Annotated in this window: 19 protein-coding genes; 8 read left to right on the forward strand and 11 right to left on the reverse strand. The window is 63.3% G+C overall.

Going from position 1 to position 20540, the window contains the following annotated elements; translation table 11 throughout:
* Window positions 1-17 precede the first annotated feature (17 nt).
* Window positions 18-1073 carry a tRNA lysidine(34) synthetase TilS gene (gene tilS / locus ACQRBR_RS01505; protein WP_427812121.1) on the forward strand — a complete coding sequence of 352 codons (1056 nt, stop codon included), beginning with the start codon at window positions 18-20 and terminating at the stop codon, window positions 1071-1073.
* A gap of 252 nt (window positions 1074-1325) precedes the next feature.
* Here the strand turns inward: tilS and dxs are convergent, their stop codons facing one another.
* The 7 genes from dxs to ispG are packed head-to-tail and all read right to left on the reverse strand — an operon-like array spanning window position 1326 to window position 9613.
* Complete coding sequence (gene dxs / locus ACQRBR_RS01510) at window positions 1326-3230, reverse strand: 1-deoxy-D-xylulose-5-phosphate synthase (protein WP_427812122.1); 1905 nt, start codon at window positions 3228-3230, stop codon at window positions 1326-1328.
* Between the two features lie 3 nt (window positions 3231-3233).
* Window positions 3234-4127: a polyprenyl synthetase family protein gene (locus ACQRBR_RS01515; RefSeq protein WP_427812257.1), complete on the reverse strand. Its 894-nt coding sequence runs from the start codon at window positions 4125-4127 to the stop codon at window positions 3234-3236.
* Window positions 4127-4396: an exodeoxyribonuclease VII small subunit gene (gene xseB, locus ACQRBR_RS01520; protein WP_168935706.1), complete on the reverse strand. Its 270-nt coding sequence runs from the start codon at window positions 4394-4396 to the stop codon at window positions 4127-4129. The genes ACQRBR_RS01515 and xseB overlap by 1 nt, the downstream gene beginning before the upstream one ends.
* A gap of 6 nt (window positions 4397-4402) precedes the next feature.
* Entirely contained in the window at window positions 4403-5296 is an 894-nt protein-coding gene (locus ACQRBR_RS01525; protein WP_427812123.1) for a M23 family metallopeptidase, read from the reverse strand.
* The gene (xseA, locus tag ACQRBR_RS01530) at window positions 5289-6782 is read right to left on the reverse strand and encodes an exodeoxyribonuclease VII large subunit (RefSeq protein WP_427812124.1); all 1494 of its coding nucleotides are present in this window, start codon (window positions 6780-6782) and stop codon (window positions 5289-5291) included. Before xseA ends, ACQRBR_RS01525 begins: the two co-directional genes overlap by 8 nt.
* Window positions 6783-6806: 24 nt before the next feature.
* Entirely contained in the window at window positions 6807-8537 is a 1731-nt protein-coding gene (locus tag ACQRBR_RS01535; RefSeq protein ID WP_427812125.1) for a proline--tRNA ligase, read from the reverse strand.
* Window positions 8537-9613, reverse strand: coding sequence for a flavodoxin-dependent (E)-4-hydroxy-3-methylbut-2-enyl-diphosphate synthase (gene ispG, locus ACQRBR_RS01540; RefSeq protein WP_006005442.1), 1077 nt, complete (start codon window positions 9611-9613; stop codon window positions 8537-8539). The genes ACQRBR_RS01535 and ispG overlap by 1 nt, the downstream gene beginning before the upstream one ends.
* A 324-nt stretch (window positions 9614-9937) precedes the next feature.
* Between ispG and ychF the strand changes: the two genes are divergently transcribed.
* The 5 genes from ychF to ACQRBR_RS01565 all read left to right on the forward strand — a co-directional run bounded on the left by ychF (window position 9938) and on the right by ACQRBR_RS01565 (window position 14110).
* Window positions 9938-11038 (forward strand): redox-regulated ATPase YchF, encoded by a 1101-nt coding sequence (gene ychF / locus ACQRBR_RS01545; protein ID WP_006005438.1) that lies wholly within the window; start codon window positions 9938-9940, stop codon window positions 11036-11038.
* Window positions 11039-11280: 242 nt separating this feature from the next.
* On the forward strand, window positions 11281-12000 hold the full coding sequence (locus tag ACQRBR_RS01550) for a carboxymuconolactone decarboxylase family protein (protein WP_427812126.1): 720 nt from the start codon (window positions 11281-11283) through the stop codon (window positions 11998-12000).
* 30 nt (window positions 12001-12030) lie between these two features.
* Entirely contained in the window at window positions 12031-12987 is a 957-nt protein-coding gene (locus tag ACQRBR_RS01555; RefSeq protein ID WP_204673736.1) for a DUF362 domain-containing protein, read from the forward strand.
* A 14-nt stretch (window positions 12988-13001) separates the two neighbouring features.
* Window positions 13002-13499 (forward strand): (R)-mandelonitrile lyase, encoded by a 498-nt coding sequence (locus tag ACQRBR_RS01560; RefSeq protein WP_427812127.1) that lies wholly within the window; start codon window positions 13002-13004, stop codon window positions 13497-13499.
* A 134-nt stretch (window positions 13500-13633) separates the two neighbouring features.
* Window positions 13634-14110 carry a flavodoxin gene (locus ACQRBR_RS01565; RefSeq protein WP_240937740.1) on the forward strand — a complete coding sequence of 159 codons (477 nt, stop codon included), beginning with the start codon at window positions 13634-13636 and terminating at the stop codon, window positions 14108-14110.
* Window positions 14111-14285: 175 nt separating this feature from the next.
* Here ACQRBR_RS01565 and ACQRBR_RS01570 read toward each other — a convergent pair whose 3' ends face one another.
* The 3 genes from ACQRBR_RS01570 to ACQRBR_RS01580 all read right to left on the reverse strand — a co-directional run bounded on the left by ACQRBR_RS01570 (window position 14286) and on the right by ACQRBR_RS01580 (window position 17156).
* A complete protein-coding gene (locus ACQRBR_RS01570; RefSeq protein ID WP_301967422.1) occupies window positions 14286-14615 on the reverse strand; it encodes a DMT family transporter in 330 nt (109 codons plus the stop codon).
* A gap of 7 nt (window positions 14616-14622) precedes the next feature.
* Window positions 14623-16041, reverse strand: coding sequence for a dihydrolipoyl dehydrogenase (gene lpdA, locus ACQRBR_RS01575; RefSeq protein WP_427812128.1), 1419 nt, complete (start codon window positions 16039-16041; stop codon window positions 14623-14625).
* A gap of 266 nt (window positions 16042-16307) precedes the next feature.
* Complete coding sequence (locus tag ACQRBR_RS01580) at window positions 16308-17156, reverse strand: substrate-binding domain-containing protein (protein WP_427812129.1); 849 nt, start codon at window positions 17154-17156, stop codon at window positions 16308-16310.
* A 312-nt stretch (window positions 17157-17468) separates the two neighbouring features.
* Here ACQRBR_RS01580 and ACQRBR_RS01585 point away from each other — a divergent pair, with 312 nt between their 5' ends.
* Window positions 17469-18401 (forward strand): AraC family transcriptional regulator N-terminal domain-containing protein, encoded by a 933-nt coding sequence (locus ACQRBR_RS01585; protein ID WP_427812130.1) that lies wholly within the window; start codon window positions 17469-17471, stop codon window positions 18399-18401.
* 118 nt (window positions 18402-18519) lie between these two features.
* Complete coding sequence (gene gdhA, locus ACQRBR_RS01590; protein ID WP_303880406.1) at window positions 18520-19872, forward strand: NADP-specific glutamate dehydrogenase; 1353 nt, start codon at window positions 18520-18522, stop codon at window positions 19870-19872.
* A 92-nt stretch (window positions 19873-19964) separates the two neighbouring features.
* Here the strand turns inward: gdhA and ACQRBR_RS01595 are convergent, their stop codons facing one another.
* A complete protein-coding gene (locus ACQRBR_RS01595) occupies window positions 19965-20474 on the reverse strand; it encodes a nitroreductase family protein (protein ID WP_427812131.1) in 510 nt (169 codons plus the stop codon).
* Between the last annotated feature and the right edge of the window lie 66 nt (window positions 20475-20540).

A 20540-nucleotide genomic window follows, 5' to 3' on the forward strand; every position in this document is an offset into this window, starting at 1 on the left:
GCGGAATGCCCTGCGGCATGACCCCCGTCCTCAAACTGCAAACGCTCCCTTCCCGGCTGGCTCGCCTGTGCCTGGATGTGGAGCGTTTTTGTTGTGACAGCCTGAAGATGGCTGATGGCGATACCTGGTTGCTGGCTGTTTCCGGCGGCGCGGATTCGACTGCCCTTTTATGCATCATGGCCCTGCTGGCTCCCCGGCATGGCTGGCAGCTGCATGTGGCGACAGTGGATCATCAGCTGCGACCGGAATCCGCCGGGGACGCCGCCTTCGTGGCCGGGCTCTGCCGGGACTGGCGTATCCCCTGCCGCATCCTGACGGCAGATGTGCCCCGGCTGGCACGACAGGAAAATCTGGGCACAGAAGAGGCGGCCCGACTGGCGCGCTATGCCCTGCTGGAGCAAGCCCGGCTGGCATGCGGCGCTACAGCCATCTTGCTGGGGCATCACCGGAGCGATGTGGCCGAGGACCAGATGCTTCGTTTCCTGCGCGGTACCGGTTGGCCGGCACTGGGCGGCATGCGGGCCGAGGACGCGGAACGGCATCTGTTGCGCCCCCTGCTCCGCACGGACAAGCATGCCCTGAAAGATCTGCTGCACCACTGCGGCATCCTCTGGCGGGAAGACGCCAGCAATGCGGACACCCGCTATACCCGCAACCGTCTGCGGCATACCGTCCTTCCCCTCCTGCGGCAGGAGAATCCCCGCCTTGAGGACAGCTGCCTCAATCTCTGGGAGCTGGCAGGTATCGACGGGGATTACTGGCAGCAGGAGCTGGAACACCATCTTTCCCGCACGCCCTGGCAAGAGGCACTCGGCAGCATCATCCTGCCCCGCGCGCTGTTACGGGGGACGCATGCGGCCCTGCGCCTGCGTCTTTACCACCGGGCCGTGGCCCGGCTGGCCCGGCTCTCCGGCGGCCAGGCCCGTTCAGCCACGCTGCTGGCCCTGGACCAGGCCTGGCAGGAAGGCCGGGGCGGTACCACCTTTCAGCTGCCCGGCAATATCATGGCCCATCTCAAGGGGGGCAGCATCCGCTTTTACGTCGAAAAACGGCAGGCTGTTCAGGAAAGCTGAGGAACTGTACGACGCGTTGATGGCAACAACGTGTCCTGCTTGCCTCCCACACAGAAATCCGTCCTCCGCCCGGAATATCTTCCCTCAACATCTGTGCGTACACCGTTCCATCCTTCTGCCGGAACGGCATATGCCCGGGAGTTTCCCCATCTCCAAGCCTTACGCCCGACCACACCTTTTCCACCGCAAGCATAAAAAAAGAGCGTACCCGGCAGGTACGCTCCTCTCGTTTCCGTTGATGCCATAAAAGGCTCAGTCCTTCAGGATCAGTTCCCGCACAGCCCGAATGATGTCCGGCGCCCGCAGGCCTACCAGCTCGCGCAACTGGGCCTGGGTACCGTGTTCCACAAAGGCATCGCCGATACCCAGACGGCGGATGCGCTGGCCGCGCAACAGACCGTCGTCGGCCCAGCGTTCCAGAACGGCCGAGGCAAAACCGCCTGCCAGGCAACCTTCTTCCACGAAAACGATGCGGTCGAACGTGCGGGCGATCTCGGCCAGCTGCACCGCAGGCAGCGGCTTGAGCCAGATAGGATCGAAGACCAGCGGCCGGAAGCCGAATTCCTTTTCGATGGCTGCCGCGGCTTCCAGAGCCGGGCGCACCCGGTTGCCCACGGCCACGATAGCCACCCGCTCCCCTTCCTGCATGATCTCGCCCTGAGCAGAAGGCAGCAGACGCAGCTCGGCATCCAGCGGAACCCCCATACCGGCACCGCGCGGATAGCGCACGGCACAGGGCCCACCGGACGTGGTGGCCGTCAGCAGGCAATGGCGCAGCATGTTCTCGTCACGGGGCGCCAGCAGGGTCATCTCGGGGATATGGCGCAAGTAGGCGATATCGAAGACACCATGATGCGTGGCCCCGTCCTCGCCCACCAGACCGGCCCTGTCCACACAGAAGGTCACGGGCAGTTTCTGCAGACAGACGTCATGGACGATCTGGTCATAGGCCCGCTGCAAAAAGGTGGAATAGATGGCCACCACGGGATGGAAGCCGCTGGCCGCCAGACCGGCGGCAAAGGTGACGGCGTGCTGTTCGCAGATGCCCACGTCCACGAAGCGTTCCGGGAAGCGCTCTTCGAAAAGGTTCGTCCCGGTGCCTTCGGGCATGGCTGCCGTAATGGCCAGCAGACGGTCGTCTTTTTCCGCCAGCTCGACCAGGGTCTTGCCGAAGATGCCGGTGAAGGAAGGGGTCTTGTTGCTGCTGGGGATGAGCAGGCCCGTTTCCGGCTCGAAGTGGCCCACACCATGGAAATGCGTGGGGTCTTTCTCCGCCGGGGCATAGCCCTTGCCCTTGCAGGTGCGCACATGCAGCAGCACCGGTCCGTCTTCCACGGCTGCCGCCATCTGCAAATGGCGGCACAGGGCGGGCAGGTCGTGCCCGTCCACAGGCCCGATATAGGTGAAGCGGAAGGCCTCGAACAGCATGCCGGGCGTGAAAAAGGACTTGAAGCTCCATTCGCCGCGCATGGCATACAGAGCCAGCTTCTGGCCGATGCGGGGGATGGAGCGCAAAAGCTGGAGCACATCCTTGCGCGTCTGCCGCACCCAGCGCCGGGACAGCGTACGGCTGAGGAACAGGGACAGGGCGCCCACATTGGGCGAGATGGAGATCTCGTTGTCGTTGAGCACCACGATGAGCCGCCGTCCCATATGCCCGGCCAGGTTCAGGCCTTCAAAGGCCTCTCCCGCAGTCAGGGAACCGTCACCGATGACGGCCAGCACATGTTCCTTGCCGCCGGCCAGATCGCGGGCCATGGCCATGCCAAGAGCCGCCGAGATGGACGTGGAGGAATGCCCCACCCCAAAACGGTCATAAGGGCTCTCACTGCGGCGCGGGAAGCCCGCGAGGCCTCCTAGGGTGCGCAGGGTATGGAACTGGGAAGCGCGTCCGGTCAGCAGCTTGTAGGCATAGGCCTGATGCCCCACATCCCAGACGATTTTGTCCTGCTCCATGTTGAAGGTGTGCAGCAGGGCCAGAGTCAGTTCCACGACCCCCAACGAGGGGGCCAGATGCCCGCCGTTCTTGGACACCACGTCGATGATGCGCTCGCGCAGCTCCGCGGCCAGCACCGGGAGCTGTTCGTCAGAAAGATCCATCACCTGTTTCGGTGATGTCAGGCTGTCCAGCAGGGACTGTGCAGTATTCTCCGTCATTTTTTAGGCCGCTCTCGTGATGGTGTACTCGGCAAGGGCGCGCAGGAATTCAGTCTCGGGGCCGCTGAAACCGGCCAGTGCGGCGCAGGCGGCATCCGCCTGTTCGCGGGCCAGACGGCGGCTCTCGTCAAGCCCCACCAGCGCAGGATAGGTGTTCTTGCCCTGTTCGGCATCGCTGCCGGCAGGCTTGCCCAGGGTGGCCGTATCGGAAACGACGTCCAGAATGTCATCCGCGATCTGGAAAGCCACCCCCAGCGCGGCACCGTAACGGCCGATGCGTTCGCACACATCGTCGGCAGCTCCGGCCAGCAGCGCACCACACACGCAGGAGGCCCGCAGCAGGGCCCCGGTCTTCATGGCATGCATGCGGCGCAGCTCCGCCATGCTCACGGGCGGCAGGCCGGTGTAGAGCATGTCCCACTCCTGTCCGCCCACCATGCCGGACGAACCGGCGGCACGGGCAAATTCCGCCACGGCCCGCAGCACCTGACCGGCGGGCAGTTCCACCCGGCACATATGGGCGAAGGCATCCGTCAGCAGGGCATCCCCGGCCAGGATGGCCGTGGCCTCATCAAAGGCTTTATGGTTGGAAGGCTTGCCGCGGCGCAGGTCGTCGTCATCCATGGCGGGCAGGTCGTCGTGGATCAGGGAATAGGTATGGACCATCTCGATGGCGGATGCGAAGGGCAGCACGTCCTCCGGCTTCAGGCCGCACAGGGCGGCACAGCTCAGGCACAGGACAGGGCGCAGACGCTTGCCGCCCGCCTGCAGGCTGTACAGCATGGATTCCCGCAACCGGGGCGGCATCTCCTGCCCGTCAAGACAGGTCGCCAGATAGCTTTCCACCAGCTTCCCGCGTTCTTTCAGCAGGGATTTCATGGCTTCCGTAGACATCATCATCGTTGCTCCACACTCTGTTGCAGGGAATCTTCCATATTTTCTTCCGGCCGGAACGCCCGGACCTGTCCTTCCTGCCAGACCGTCAGCTGCTGCCGGGCCTGCTCCAGCTGGCGCCGGCATTGCAGGGAACATTCCATGCCCTCCTGATACAGGGCCATCCCCTCTTCCAGCGACGGCTGCCCGTTCTCCAGGGCTTCCACAATCTCCTGCAGTCGGGCCATGCGCTCTTCAAAAGTCAGGTTCTTCTTGCTCGTTCTGGCTTTCATGCTTCATCATCTCCGGGCAGCAGGACGTGCTTCCAGCAGGGGTTCCGGGTCCACCGCCTGTCCCAGGACGACCAGGGAAAGATGCAGATGCGGCCCCGTGACCCGTCCCGTGGACCCCACTTTGCCGATGACCTGGCCACGCCGGACCACATCGCCCGGCCGGACAAGGATACGGGACATGTGCAGGTAAGAAGTGAACACTCCCTGCCCGTGGTCAATATATACGGCATTGCCGGAAAAATACAAATCGTCGGCCAGCACGACCCGGCCGTCGGCGCAGGCCAGGATGGGCGTCCCTTCCGCACCGCGCAGATCGAGCCCGCGATGCACGCCGCGCGGCTGGTCATTGAAGACCCGCTTGAGCCCGAACTTGCTGGACACGCCCCCCGGTACAGGCCGCGCAAAAGGAGCCGTCCACAAACGTTCCGGGCTGTAGTTGTCCAGGGCCTTGCCGGCCTTTTCCCGGTCCCTGCGGATGCGCTCCTGCACCTCTGCCGGGGGATCCACATATTTTTTGTCCACCCGCAGGGCCTGCACCGGACGCTTTTTGTCGAACAGGGCCACACGGGCCTCCGCCTGCCGGCCGTCCTGCGTCCGCATTTTCAGGGCAAGGCTTTTGGCGCTGCTGTCCAGCGGGACAGGCAGCAGGAACTCCGCCTGCCAGCCGCTCCCTGACGGCTGTGCCGCCATGACATGCTCACGCTCCAGCCAAAAGACGGTCACAGGACGCGCAGGCCCGTCACCGGAGACCTGCACGCGGATGGCATCGCCGCGGGCCGCCCGTGCGGGAACGTCCAGATGCATCGCCGCCATGACCGGGAAAGACCACAGCAGGAGCAGGACCACCGCCCCCAGGATGCCGCTTACCGGCCGTTGGAAAAAAGAAGACTGTTCAGGCATGATCCCCTCCCTGTCCGTCATGAGGATGCACCGCAGTGATCCTGGCTTCCAGCTCCCCGTCCTGTAACAGGATGCGCACGTCCTGCCCGGTGCTGCTCTGCCCGGTCGAAGACAGTACGCGCCCTTCGCCCGTGCGCACCACGGCATAGCCGCGCCCCAGCGGAGCCAGCGGATTGCAGGCCGCCAGACGCAGTTCCAAGCATTCCAGCCCGTGCCCGCGATGCGAGACACGCTCCTGCCCCAGGCGGGCCAGATCACGCGTGCAGTCCCGCACGGCCTGCTCACGACCGCGCACCATCAGATGCACGGCATTGCCAAGCTTTTGTTCCAGCAGGGCAAGACGCTGCTGCAGATGTGCCAGCCGTCCCGGCCCCGTGAGGGCCCGCAAACGCTCCTGGCTGTGCTGCAGACTGCGCTCACGATCCTGCACCAGGCGTTCCCCGGCCTGGAGCAGACGCTGCCGCCACTGCTGCCATTGCTGCCCCGCCCCTTCAAGACGACGGGCGGGCGAACACAGGCGCAGGCCGCGCTCGCAACGCTGGAGCCGGTCTTCCTGCCGTTGCAGCCAGCCCTGGCGTGCGCGCTCCAGCGCCAGGGAAAGCTCGTCCAGGCGCTGCCAGTATTCGCGCCGCAAGGGCCAGAGCAGCTGGGCCGCATGGGAAGGGGTAGCCGCACGCACGTCGGCCGTCATGTCGGCCAGGGTCACGTCCACTTCATGGCCGATACCGGCCAGCACCGGGATCTTTGAGGAAAAAATGGCGGTCGCCACGTCTTCCTCATTGAAGCACCAAAGATCTTCCAGCGAACCGCCGCCCCGGATGATCACCGCGACCTGCGCCCAGCCCTGACGGTTGATCTCGTCCAGGGCCCGGCAGATCTGTCCGGCAGCGCCCTCCCCCTGCACTCGCACCGGGAACAGGCGCACTTCGGCCCCCAGGCCCCGCACGGAGGCCAGTTCCATGAAGTCATGGATGGCGGCCCCGGCAGGTGACGTCACCAGCGCCACGCGGCTAGGACTGGCAGGCAACGGACGTTTGCGCTCCGCGGCAAAAAAACCGCGGGCAGCCAGCGCCTGTTTGCGCTCCTCGAAGGCCTGGGCCAGCAGGCCCTGCCCCCCGGCCTGCACCAGTTCCACGATCAGCTGGTATCGGCCGCGCGGCCCGTAGACACTGATCTGCCCGGCACAGAACAATCCGGAGCCCTGCCGCAGCAAACGTACGGGATCCGGCCGGGGCTCGGCAAAGATCTCGCCGGTCAGGGGGTCGAAGTTCCGGCCGCGCATCTGGCGGTCCCGGAACCAGACGCATTGCAGCTGGGCACCGGCATCCTTGAGGGTAAAATAAATATGTCCGGATCCGGGGAAAGACAGTTCGCCTATCTCGCCCCGGACCCAGACGAAGGGGAAGGTCCCCTCCAGAGTACGACGCATCCTGTCCGTCAGTTCAGTGACGGACAGGATGCGCTCTTGTTCACACGCAGCGGGCATGCAGGGGCTCCGCTGTCAGCCGTCCTAGGCGCGGCGCTCGGCCCAGGCCTTGCGCACGCCTTCCATCCACTGGGGCAGAGCGGTCTCCAGGGCGTCCACGGGCAGTTCGCCCTTTTCGCCCGTACGGCGGTCCTTGCATTCCAGCACGCCGCGGGACAGGCCCTTGCCGCCCAGCACCAGCTGCATGGGCGCACCGATGAGGTCGGCATCCTTGAACTTGACCCCGGGGCGCTCTTCGCGGTCGTCCAGCAGCACGGTCACACCGGCCTTGCACAGCATGGCGTAGATCTCTTCGGCCTTGGCGCGGACTTCTTCCTTGCCGGGGTCGAGGTTGAGCAGGATGCATTCCACAGGAGCCACGGTGGGCGGGAAGATGATGCCGTGCTCGTCGTGGTTCTGCTCGATGGCGGAGGCCACCACGCGGGAGATACCGATGCCGTAGCAGCCCATGATCATGACGTTTTCCTTGCCGTTCTCGTCCAGATACACGGCATGCATGGCGTCGCTGTACTTGGTGCCCAGCTTGAAGATGTGGCCCACTTCGATGCCCTTGGGCAGCTCGATGGCGCCGCCGCAGCGCGGGCAGGGGTCGCTCAGGGTGATGCAGCGCAGGTCGGCGTAGGCCGTGACCTTCACGTCGCGGCGCAGGTCCACGTGCACCAGATGCGCGTCAGCGGCATTGGCGCCCACCACATAATCGGTGGCACCCTGCAGCTCAAGATCGGCGTAGATGGGCACATCCAGGCCCACGGGACCGGCAAAGCCCAGAGGCGCGGCCGTGACCTTTTCCACCACGGCGGCCGGAGCCAGCTCCACGGTGGTGGCGTTGAGCAGGTTCTTGAGCTTGGTGTCGTTGACTTCGCGGTCACCGCGCACCAGCACGGCCACGGTCTTGCCGTCCACCACGAAGAGCATGGTCTTGACCACCTGCGAAGGAGCCACCTTGAGCATGGCGCTCACTTCTTCCACAGTGTGGGCCGCAGGCGTGGCGACCTTTTCATAGGGGGCGCAGGTCTCGGTGCAGGGCGTGCCGTTCCAGACCACTTCGGCGCGTTCCACGTTGGCGGCGTAGCTGCATTCGGTGCAGGCGGCGATGGTGTCTTCGCCGGTATCGGCCAGCACCATGAACTCGTGGGAGAAATTGCCGCCGATGGAACCGGTGTCGGCTTCCACAGCGCGGAAGCGCAGGCCCAGACGCTTGAAGATGCGGCAGTAGGCGTCGTACATCAGCTTGTAGCTTTCGTCGGCACCGGCATCGCTGGAATCGAAGGAATAGGCGTCCTTCATGACGAATTCACGGCCGCGCATCAGGCCGAAGCGGGGACGGATCTCGTCACGGAACTTGGTCTGGATCTGGTACAGACGCACGGGCAGCTGACGGTAGGAGCGCACTTCGCCGCGCACCAGGTCGGTGATGACTTCCTCATGCGTGGGGCCAAGGCAGTAATCGCGGTCGTTGCGGTCCTTGAAGCGCAGCAGCTCCTTGCCGTAGTACTCCCAGCGGCCGGTCTCTTTCCAGAGGTCGCCGGGGATGACCATGGGCATGAGCAGCTCGGAAAAACCGGCGGCGTCCATTTCCTCGCGCACCACGCGCTGCACGTTTTCCAGGGCCTTCAGGCCCAGAGGCAGATAGATGTACACGCCGGAGGTAAGCTTGCGGACCATGCCGGCGCGCAGCAGCAGCTTGTGGCTGACCACTTCCGCTTCGGAAGGGGATTCCTTGAGCGTGGGGATGTAGGTGGAGCTGAAACGCATCAGTGAGTTTCCTTTTCTTTAAGCAGTCGTTGAAGTTCTTCCATAAAAGCCGCGAGCAGGGCGTCCTGTCCCTTGACGGAACGGATGACTTCCCCCTTGCGGAAAATGATGCCTTTGTCGCGGCCGCCGGCCACGCCCAGATCGGCCTCGCGGGCCTCGCCGGGACCGTTGACCACACAGCCCATGACCGCGACCTTGATGTCTGCCGTGGATTCGGCCAGCGCATCCTCTACGGCACGCGCCAGGCCGAAAAGGTCGATCTCCGTACGTCCGCAGGTGGGACAGGAGATGATCTCCGGCCCGCGACGGCGCAGGCCCAGGGCCCGCAGGATCTCCCAGGCCACGGTGACTTCCTCGGCGGGATCGGCCGTGAGCGAGACGCGCAGGGTGTCGCCGATGCCCTCATGCAGCAAAATGCCCAGGCCCACAGCGGACTTGACCGTGCCGCGCATGAGCCCGCCCGCCTCGGTGACACCGATGTGCAGCGGATAGTCGCAGGATTTGGCCAGCAGGCGGTAGGCCGCGATGGTATCGAGCACCGAAGAGGACTTAAGGGAGATCTTGGTATCGTAGAAGCCCCGGTCCTCCAGCATGCGCACATGGCTGAGCGCGCTCTCCACCATGGCTTCCACGCAGGGTCCGCCGTACTTCTGCAGCAGATGCTTTTCCACGGAACCGGAATTGACGCCCACCCGGATGACCGCACCGTTGGCCTTGGCGGCATCCACCACGCGGTCCACATGCTCGCGGGGCCCGATATTACCGGGATTGATGCGCAGACCCTCCAATCCGGCCTCCAGGGCAGCCAGCGCCAGACGGTAGTCGAAATGGATGTCCGCGATGAGGGGCACGGGCGAACCGTCACGCAGGGCCCGCAAGGCTTTGGCCGCCGTCATGTCGGGCACGGCCACGCGCACCGCTTCGCACCCGCGGCGCACAAGGCGGTCGATCTGGGCCAGCGTGGCTTCCACGTCACGGGTATCGGTATTGGTCATGCTCTGCACCATCACCGGCGCGCCGCCGCCGATGGCCAGCTTACCCAGCCTGATGCCCCGGCTGATACGTTTTTCCTGCATGGCAGACCTCGAAAAAATTGGTTTGCAGCAAAAGTGCCGCCAGTGTCTTATGCTATTTCAGCAGGCAAGCCAAGTCCTGTAGGGGCCGGAAACACGGCGGCGCCACTTTCCCGCCTCCAGAACAGCGAATCGTGCCGCACGCCGGGGTAGACGGCCTTTCCTCCGCGGCCCATGCGGCCTTCCGCTGCCGCCATACTTGCCAGCCGTACGGCTTTTGCCTATAAACTCCCCATTCCAACGACATGTTCCGGGCGCTCCTGCGCCTTTTTTCCGCCTGCGCCACCGGCGCATGGCCCTGAACTTCCAAGCCCGCAAGGAGAGGCCATGTCCCTCAGCATCGGCATTGTGGGTCTGCCCAACGTGGGGAAATCCACCCTGTTCAACGCCCTGACCAAGGCTCAGAACGCGCAGGCCGCCAACTATCCTTTCTGTACCATCGAACCCAACAAGGCCACCGTGGCCGTGCCCGACGAGCGCGTGGACGCGCTTTCGGCCAAGGTCTCGCCCAAGAAGACCATCCACGCCAGCGTGGACTTCATCGACATCGCCGGTCTGGTGCGCGGCGCCAGCAAGGGCGAAGGCCTGGGCAACCAGTTCCTGGGCAACATCCGTGAATGCGCCGCCATCGTGGAAGTGGTGCGCTGCTTCGAGGATGAGAACATCACTCATGTGGACGGCAGCGTGGACCCCCTGCGCGACATCGATACCATCGAGACCGAACTTTTGCTGGCCGACCTGCAGAGCGTGGAACGCCGCCTGGAAAAGCTGCAGAAGATGGCCAAGGGCAGCAAGGACGCCAAGGCCGCCGCAGAGATCATGCAGGGCCTGCTGGAGCACCTCAATGCCGGTAACGGCGCCCGTTCCTTCGAACTGCCCGACAACGAGACCTTCCTCCAGTCCTGGCGTGAACTAGGCCTGCTGACCGCCAAGCCCGTCATCTACTGCGCCAACGTGGACGAAGCCGCCGTGGCCGACGGCAACGACTTTGTGGCCCGCGTGCAGCAGCTGGCCGAAGAACGCCATTCCGGTTTCGCCTGCATCTGCGCCAAGCTGGAAGAAGAGCTGCAGGGTCTTTCCGCCGAGGAACAGGCCGAGATGCTCTCCTCCTACGGCATCTCGGAAAGCGGCCTGGTGCGCATCATCCGTACCGGCTACGACACGCTGGGCCTGTGCAGCTACTTCACCGCCGGTCCCGACGAAGTGCGCGCCTGGACCATCCACAAGGGCTGGAAGGCTCCCCAGGCTGCCGGCGTCATCCATACCGACTTCGAACGCGGCTTCATCCGCGCCGAAGTCATCTCCTACGCCGACTACATGAGCCACGAAAGCGAAGCCGCCTGCCGCTCCGACGGCGTGCTGCGCGTGGAAGGCAAGGAATATGTGGTGCAGGACGGCGATGTCATGCACTTCCTGTTCAACGTCTAGTAGCGGCAACAGGTCTGCGATCTTCACGAGGGACGGCGGCAGCCGTCCCTTTTTTTGTGCCTCCCGGCAACACGGGTGGAACACAGCAGGCTCCTGCCCGTAAAGCGGATGCCTTCCTGTCTCCTTTTTTTGCCTTTCAATCATCCTTGCGACGATTGGACAATTTTTAGCGTCGATTTGATATTTCCCCCTCACTGCGGCCGCGCTAGGTTCGTTCCATGATCTTCCACAAGGAGCTTGCCATGCGACGCAGATCCCTTCTCCCTCTTCTGGTCATCCTGATATTTCTGTTCCCGTTGCTGCAGGTGAAAAACAGTCCTGCCAAAGGACTGGATGGACGGCAGCAGAGCATGGTGCTCGTAGCCGCCTACACCGCCAATGGCGATCTGGAACGCCTGCGCCCGGCCCTGGACCAGGCTCTGGACGCCGGATTGACCATCAATGAGATCAAGGAAGTCCTGACCCATCTGTATGCCTACATCGGCTTTCCTCGCAGCCTGAACGGGCTGCAGGTCTTCATGGAAGTCCTGGAGCAACGCCGTGCCCGTGGCATCACGGATATGGAAGGGAAAGCCGCCTCTCCCCTGCCCTCCACCCTGGACCGGGATGCGTACGGCGCCCGTGTCCGGACCGACCTTGCCGGACAAAAGGAGATCCAGCCCCCGTCCGGCGTCCTCGCTTTTGCCCCGGTCATCGATACCTTTTTGAAGGAACATCTTTTTGCGGACATCTTCGCCCGTGACGTTCTCGACCGCAAGGCGCGCGAACTGTGCACCATCGCCGCTCTGGCCAGCCTGCCCGGGCTGGGAGGCCAGCTGCAATTCCATATGGGAGGGGCCATGAACTGCGGCCTGAGCCCGGAAGAACTGGAGAGCTTCCTTGACCTGCTGGCTGCCCGTATCGGCACGCAGGAGGCGGAGGCGGCCCGCACCGCGGCCCGAAAGGTGCTCGCCTCGCGCTGATGTCCCCTACCCAACTACGGAGGAAATGCCATGTCTGTGAACCGGAGACAGTTCATCAAGGCGGGCAGCCTTGCCCTGGGCTCCCTGGCTGTCCACAGTCTGCCGCTGCAAGCCCGACCCGCAGAGGATAAGGCCACCGTGTACTTCACGCCCGAGATCACCACGGAGAGCCTGCTGCGCATCTATGAAAAGGTCTGTGCCCCGTTGCAGGGGCGCATCGCCATCAAGCTCCATACCGGTGAACCCCACGGCCCCAACATCCTGCCGCGCGACATGGTGCGGGCCCTGCAAGCCCGCATCCCGGGCAGCACCATCGTGGAATGCAACGTCCTCTACCCCAGCCCCCGCCAGACCACGGAAGGCCATCGCGAGACCTTGCGGACCAACGGCTGGACCTTCTGCCCGGTGGACATCATGGATGCCGACGGCGAAGTCTCCCTGCCCATCCCCGGCGGACGTCACCTCAAGGAAGTGGCTGTGGGCAAGAACCTGCTCAACTACGACTCCATGCTGGTGCTGACCCACTTCAAGGGCCACGTGATGGGCGGTTTTGGCGGTTCGCTCAAGAATATCGCCATCGGCTGCGCCTCCGGTAAAACAGGCAAGGCACAGTTGCACAGCGACGGTACCAACCTGTGGGCGGGCGGACCGCTGTTCATGGAACGCATGGTGGAGGGCGGCAAGGCCATCACCACCCATTTCAAGGGCCATATGGCGTACATCAATGTTCTGCGCCGCATGTCCGTGGACTGTGACTGCGCGGGGACCAGCGCCGCCGAACCGACCGCCCCGGATATCGGCATCCTGGCATCCACCGACCTGCTGGCCGTGGACCAGGCTTCGGTGGACATGGTCTACGCCCTGCCCGAACAGCAGCGCCGCGATCTTGTGGAGCGCATCGAAAGCCGCAGCGGCCTGCGCCAGCTGGAATATATGGAGACCCTGGGCATGGGCCATGCCCGCTACGATCTTGTTTCCCTGTCCTGACAGGAGGTCATGTCATGCGACGTTTCGTTTCCCTGCTTGCCCTTTGCGGCGGCCTGCTTGCCGCTGTCTGCACCACCGCCCCTTCCACAGTATCCGCCCGGGAGCCCGGACAGGAGATCATCCGCTGCGGACAACAAACGCTCATCAAGGGCTCCCCCCGCTTTTTCACCGGGACCGTGCGCATCGATCCCCTGTATGCCGCCAACAACGCCATGCGTTCCAGCGGCGGCAGCGTCACCTTTGAACCCGGCGCCCGCTCCCACTGGCATATCCATCCTGTGGGACAGGTGCTCATCGTCACCGCCGGGGTCGGCCTGACCCAGGAATGGGGCAAGCCCATCCAGGAGATCAGGGCCGGGGATGTGGTCATCTGCCCTGCCAAGGTCAAGCACTGGCACGGCGCCGCTCCCGGCAGTGCCATGACGCATATCTCCATCTGTGAAGAAACAGAGCCCGGCAAGGTCGTGGAATGGCTGGAACCTGTTACCGACAGCCAGTACGCCGGCCGCTGAGCATAAAGGAGAGCAGCATGGAAAAGTACAACAACGGACGCCGTCAGATCCTGATGGCCCTCGCATCCCTCGCAGGCGGCCTGTTCCTTCCGGGCACGGGCCACGCTGCCCCTCAAACGCAGGAGGCACAACGCATGCTTGTCGTCTTTTATTCCCATACGGGCAATACACGTACCATCGCCCGGCACATCCAGGCCCTGACCGGATGTGACCTGCTGGATCTGGAGCCCGTCACCCCCTATCCCCGCGACTATGATACGGTCGTCAGCCAGGCAAAAAAAGAAAAGCAGCAGGGTTTCCTGCCGCCGCTGAAAAATCCGCTGGATATGGTCAGCCGCTATGACGTCATCCTCGTGGGATCGCCCAGCTGGTGGGGCACCTTTGCCGGACCGGTGCGCACCTTCCTGTCTACGGCTGCCCTGGACGGAAAAACGCTCATCCCCTTCATCACGCACGAAGGCTCCGGCCTCGGCAGCGCTCCTGCCGACTTGCGCCGCCTCTGCCCTTCCGCGAAGACAGGCGAAGGGCTGGCCATACGCGGCAGCCGTGTGGACGGTGCCCGCCAGCAGGTGGAATCCTGGCTGCGGAAGGCGGGCCTGCTGCCTGCCTAAGAGGAAGTCTTCTGCGGAACGATCTTCTGCTTTCTCCTGTGCCCCGCCGCTTGGGGCAAACAGGAGACAGCAGGCATCTATCGGCCCTTTTGGTGAGGAGTGATAGCCCGACCCCCAAAGGATTCAGTCCCCTTAAAAAGGAAGGGCGGCAGGATGTTTCCTGCCGCCCTCTTCGTCACAGTTCCATACTTTTGGAAAAAAGATGCATGACCGCCACTCCGGCAATGATGAGACCCAGCCCGATCATGGCCGGCAGGTCCAGTTTTTGGTGAAAGAAGAACCAGCCCACCAGGGAAACGATGACCACACCTATGCCTGACCACAAAGCATAGGCTATACCCACAGGCACATATTTGACCACCACCGAAAGCAGGTAGAACGCCAGGGCGTAGCCGCCGATGCAGAGCAACGACGGCAACAAGCGGGTGAATCCCTGCGTTTCCTTCAATGCCGAGGTGGCCACGATCTCCGAGCCGATAGCCAGCAGGAGCAACAACCAGTGCATGGAGCCCCTATGCCTCCTGCGCCAGCAGCGCGGCCTCGTACAGGCCTTCGGCCAGCGTGGGATGGGCATGGATGGTATGGGCCACCTGTTCCAGGGTCAGGCCGTTGGCCACGCCCAGAGCGGCTTCCGCCACCAGGTCGGAGGCATGGGCGCCCACGATGTGCGCCCCCAGCAGACGGCCGCTATCCGCAGCGGCCACCAGCTTGAAGAAGCCCGGCAGCTCGCCCATGGCCTGAGCCTTGCCCAGCTCGCGCATCTGGAAGGTGACGCAACGCACGTCCAGGCCCTGTTCACGGGCCTGCTGCTCGCTCAGGCCCACGCTGCCCACTTCGGGCGAGGTGAACACGCCGGAGGGCACGGCATCATAGCGCATGGCGCGCGGCTTGCCGCACAGGCTTTCCACCACGCACAGGCCTTCCATGGCCGCCACATGGGCCAGCATCACACGGGAGGGCCCCAGCAAATCACCGATGGCGTACACTTCGGGCAGGGAGGTCTTCAGCGTATCGTCCACCACGACCCAGCCGCGGCGGTCGGTCTCGATACCGGCTTCGGCCAGCCCCAGGCCTTCCGTGGCCGGGCAACGGCCCACGGTCACCAGCACCATGTCGGCTTCCACTGACACTTCCTTCTGCTGGGCGGGCGTGGGCTTGTCCACAAAGGGAGAGACCGTCAGCGTGGCACGGACCACGCCCTCCTCCACCCGCACGTCCTTGAGGGTACGGCCCAGCTCGCAGGCGATGCGGCGCTTTTTCATCTCGCGCTGCAGCAGAGTGCTGACATCGGCATCCATGGACGGCATGGGCAGCAGACGGTCCTGTCCTTCCACCACGGTCACCTGCGCGCCGAAGGCACGGTAGATGAACGCCATCTCGCAGCCGATGACACCACCGCCCACGATGATCAGGCGCTGCGGCACACGGTCCAGCTGCAGGGCATCATCGCTGCTCAGGATGTGGGTGTGGTCAAAAGGCAGACCGGGCAGCTCCGCCACTCGGGAGCCGGTCGCCAGGATGAGGGCGTCGTTCTCCACCACTTCCACGCTGCCGTCGGTCATGGTCACTTCCACCTGACGTGCATCCAGCACCCTGCCATGGCCAGTACACAGGCGCACTTTGAGACGGGCACAGGCCTTTTCCAGACCACCGCGCAGGATACCGACGACCTTTTCCTTGCGGGCCAGCACGGCGGCCGGGTCCACATGGGGCGTCCCTTCACAGGTGATGCCGAACTCGGCCAGGCGCAGGGCTGTCTCCAGAGCTTCGGCCGAAGCCTTGAGGGTCTTGGTGGGGATGCATCCGGAATTGAGGCAGGTCCCGCCCAGATGGGCAGCCTCCACCAGCGTGACTTCCATGCCCGCGCGGGCAGCGGCAAAAGCCGCCGTATAGCCGCCGGGGCCACCACCAATGACGGTCAGACGTTTCATGCAGCCCTCCTGTTGCACTGATTGAAATTTTTTCAGTCAATATACTGAATTTTATGGACTTCACTATCCACGATAGTGCCGCATCCCGCCTGCCCGGTCAAGGCCCGGGCAAAAAAAGCGAAAATCTTCCGCAAGCGCTGTATCATGATTTGCCGCAACCGCCACCAGATAAGAGCATCCGTGGCGGATTACATATGGCAGCCAGACAGGCCTTCGCTCCAGGAAAACGGGGAACCCCCGGATGGGAGCTCCCCTGCCGTCAGGCATTACTTGCCGTGCTTGGCGTTCCACTGGTCAGAATTGGGGAAGAACAGGGGCTGCCCGTACTTGCCCTTGCCGAAATCACGGATGATGGTCTGGGCTTCATCGCCCACCAGCCAGTCCGCGAACTTCAGGGCCGCATCCTTGTGGACCTGGGGAAACTTGTCGGGATTGACCCGGATGATGGCGATGAGGTTGAGCATGATGGGATCGTTTTCCACCAGCGGCACGACCTTGACCGTATCCTTGAGGGTCAGCCAGGTGGCGCGGTCCATCAGAGTGTAGGCCTGCTTCTTATCGGTATAGAGCGTCGTGGCCTTGTTGCCCTTGGCACCGTCGGCATAGACCTCATACCACGCGCCTGCGGGCTGGATACCGGCAGCCTGCCAGATGTCCATTTCCTTGACGTGGGTGCCGGACTTGTCCCCGCGAGAGACAAAGGGCGCACCGGCCTTGGCGATGGTGGCAAAGGCCTCGGCAGCACTCTTCATGCCCTTGATGCCCGCCGGGTCACCGGCAGGGCCCAGAATGACGAAGTCATTGTACATGACATCGCGGCGATCCACGCCGAAACCGGCAGCGACAAAGGCGTCCTCAAGCTTGCGGGCATGAACCATCACCAGGTCGAAGGTACCGCTTTCCGCCTTTTTCAGGGTCTTACCGGTCCCGGCTTTTTCCATGCTGATGGCAATACCCGTCTTTTTGCTGAAGGTATCGGCCAGCAGCGGCAGGATACCGGCATCCACCGGGCCGATGGTGCTGGAGATCTTCAGGCTGTCCGCAGCCTGGACGGGGATGGAGAACGGGAACAGGCACAGCAGGCATACCAGGCTGGCCATACGGGAAAACTTCATGATGCTTCCTCCTGAAGAACTTGCAGCCGGGCGGGATGCCCGGGCTTACGTCGCTTCCAGCCACTGTGCCTCAAAAAAAACTTTCGGACAATACACAAGGCACATGCCGGTACACGTTCGGCCCGACATGGCGTCCATACACGCCATTGCAGCCTGCTTTCCGCCTTGGTATGGCAGCATAATCGGCCAGTCTGCTCCGCAGGCGATACATTTATGCTCTTTTTTTGCCAGATCCTCTCTTCCGCTGTTCAGGTTACGACAAGTTGTTTATATTCAAAGTTGTTGCAGCCTTTTTCCTCTAAGGATGTTCCCATGCTCGATCCGCACGCTGAACTGCTCCGCATCAATGCCCGCATCAAGGAGATCCTGCTCCAGCACATGCCCCGCACGGGCACGTACGACAGCCCCGTGCCCGGACTGGTCACGCGCAGGCTCGAGACCTGCCATACCACCACGACCTGTCTTGGCAAGCCTTCGGCATCCATCATCGTGCAAGGAGAAAAGATCGCCATGCTGGGGGACCGGGAGATCCATTACGGGGAGGGCCAGTGTCTGGTCACGGGTATCGATATGCCCAACGCCTTCCGCGTCCTCCAGGCCTGCCATGACCACCCCTTCCTGGCCATGTCGCTGGAGCTGGACAGGAGCCTGACCGGCCAGATGGTCAAAGAACTGGCCGAGGCCGTCCCGCCTGCCGCCCGCCCGGACAGCGGTGTCAGCCTGGGCACGACCAGCCCTGAACTTCTGGACGCTTTCCTGCGTTTGGCCCGCCTACTGGACACGCCGGAACGGATCCCCATCCTTGCACCGCTGGTCATCCGCGAGATCCACTACCTGCTGCTCATCGGCCCGCAGGGCGCCGGGCTGCGCCAGCTTAATACCCACGGCACCCAGGCCAACAGCATCGCCCTGGCTACGGACTGGCTCCGCAAAAACTACCGCAAGCCCCTGCTGGTGAGCCAGCTGGCCCGCCAGGTCAACATGGGCACATCGACCTTCCACCGGCATTTCAAGGAAGTCACGGGTATGAGCCCGCTGCAGTATCACAAGCGGCTGCGTCTGTATGAGGCCCAGCGTCTGATGCTGGCCGGCGAGATGGATGCGGGCAGCGCGGGGCTGGCTGTAGGCTACGAAAGCACGGCCCAGTTCAATCGCGAGTACAAGCGCCTTTTTGGCGAGCCGCCCCTCCGTGACCTTAAAAGAATGCGCCGCCACGACGCCTGCCCCTCTGAAAACTCCCACTGAGCGCCGAAAAACGTATTGCAAGGCTCGGAGAAACTGCGTAAAAAAAATTCCTGCCTTTATAAGGCAGGATTCAACGTTTTTTGCGCTATGCGCACACAGAGCACAGAGGAGTGCACCCATGTCTTACGCTCAACGAGTCATTGAAGGCCTGAAACAGAAGTACGCCAGTGAACCTGTCTTCCTCCAGGCCGTGGAAGAAGTGCTGATGACCCTCCAGCCCCTGCTGGACAAAGACGCCAAGTACGAAAAGTACAAGATCCTCGAGCGCATCACCGAGCCCGAACGCATCATCAGCTTCCGCGTGGAATGGGTGGACGACAAGGGTGAGATCCAGGTCAACCGCGGCTACCGCGTGCAGTACAACTCCGCCATCGGCCCCTACAAGGGCGGCCTGCGCTTCCATCCCAGCGTGAACCTGGGCATCCTCAAGTTCCTGGGCTTCGAACAGATCTTCAAGAACTCCCTGACCGGTCTGGCCATCGGCGGCGGCAAGGGCGGTTCCGACTTCGATCCCAAGGGCAAGTCCGAGACCGAAGTCATGCGCTTCTGCCAGGCCTTCATGACCGAGCTGCACCGTCACATCGGTGCCACCATCGACGTGCCCGCCGGTGACATCGGTGTGGGCGGCCGCGAAGTGGGCTACATGTTCGGCCAGTTCAAGCGTCTGACCCGCAGCTACGAAGGCGTGCTGACCGGCAAGAACCTGCTCTTCGGCGGTTCTCTGGCCCGTACGGAAGCCACCGGTTACGGCGCCGTGTATTTCGCCCAGAACATGCTGGAAGACCGCGGCGAAAGCCTGGAAGGCAAAGTCTGCGCCGTTTCCGGTGCCGGCAACGTGGCCACCTACTGCTGCGAAAAGCTGCTCCAGCTGGGCGCCAAGCCCGTCACCGTGTCCGACTCCCGCGGCATGATCTATGATCCCGAAGGCATCAAGGTCGACGTGCTCAAGCAGGTGAAGGAAGTGGAACGCGCTTCCCTGACCCGTTACGCCGAACTGGTGCCCACCGCCAAGCACACCCCTGTGGCCGAATACCCCGAAGGCCGCAATGCCGTGTGGTCCGTGCCCTGCTTCGCCGCCTTCCCCTGCGCCACCCAGAACGAACTGAACCTGGCTGACGCCAAGACCCTGCTGGCCAACGGCTGCAAGTGCGTGGCCGAAGGCGCCAACATGCCTTCCACCCTGGAAGCCGTGCACGCCTTCCTGGAAGCCGGTATCGCCTACGGCCCGGCCAAGGCTGCCAACGCCGGCGGCGTGGCCACCAGCCAGCTGGAAATGCAGCAGAATGCCGGTATGCAGAGCTGGACCTTCGAGACCGTCGACGGCAAGCTGAAGGACATCATGGGCAACATCTACAAGAATGCTGCCGAGACCGCCAAGGAATTCGGCCAGCCCGGCAACCTGGTGCTGGGTGCCAACATCGCCGGCTTCCGCAAGGTGGCCGATGCCATGATCGCTCAGGGCGTCTGCTAACGCTCCCTTCCAAACAGCAATGAAAAAAGCCCGGCCAATGCCGGGCTTTTTTCATTGCATCACACACAAAAACACGTGCGCGAAAGGCCTGTCTACCAGTCCTCGTTATGGATGCGCTCAGCGCGGAAGCGTTCCTGAGTCTTGAATTCCTGATCCGTATGCCCAAGCACGATCAGGCTCAGGGGACGGATGTTCTCCGGCATGTGGAAGATCTCGCGAAACGGCCGGGCCCTGTCCTCGATGGGATGCAGGCCGCACCAGACCGTGCCGATGTTCAGGGCACGCGCCGCCAGCATGAAGTTCTGCGTGGCCGCCGAGCAATCCTGGACCCAGAACCCGGGGGTCTTCTCTTCGTTCAGATCGGCGCAGATGATGACGGCCGCGGCTGCGCCTGCCGCCATCTTGGCGTAGGGATGGACCTCCGCCACCTTGCGCAGCATCTCGCGGTCGCGGATCACGACAAAATGCCAAAGCTGGCGGTTGTTGGCGCTGGGAGCGCACATGGCGGCCTCCAACATGCGGTCCATATCTTCCTGACTGACGGGGTCGTCGGTGAAGGAACGGATACTGCGCCGGGTCCTGATCGCTTCAAACAAGTCCATAGGTACTCCCTTGCGGCTTTGGCCGCCTTTTTTTATGATAGCTCCCCTGCAAACGGCATGCCCAAC

The sequence above is a fragment of the Desulfovibrio sp. SGI.133 genome, from assembly GCF_050313955.1.
In the GTDB taxonomy this organism is placed as follows: Bacteria; Desulfobacterota; Desulfovibrionia; order Desulfovibrionales; family Desulfovibrionaceae; genus Desulfovibrio.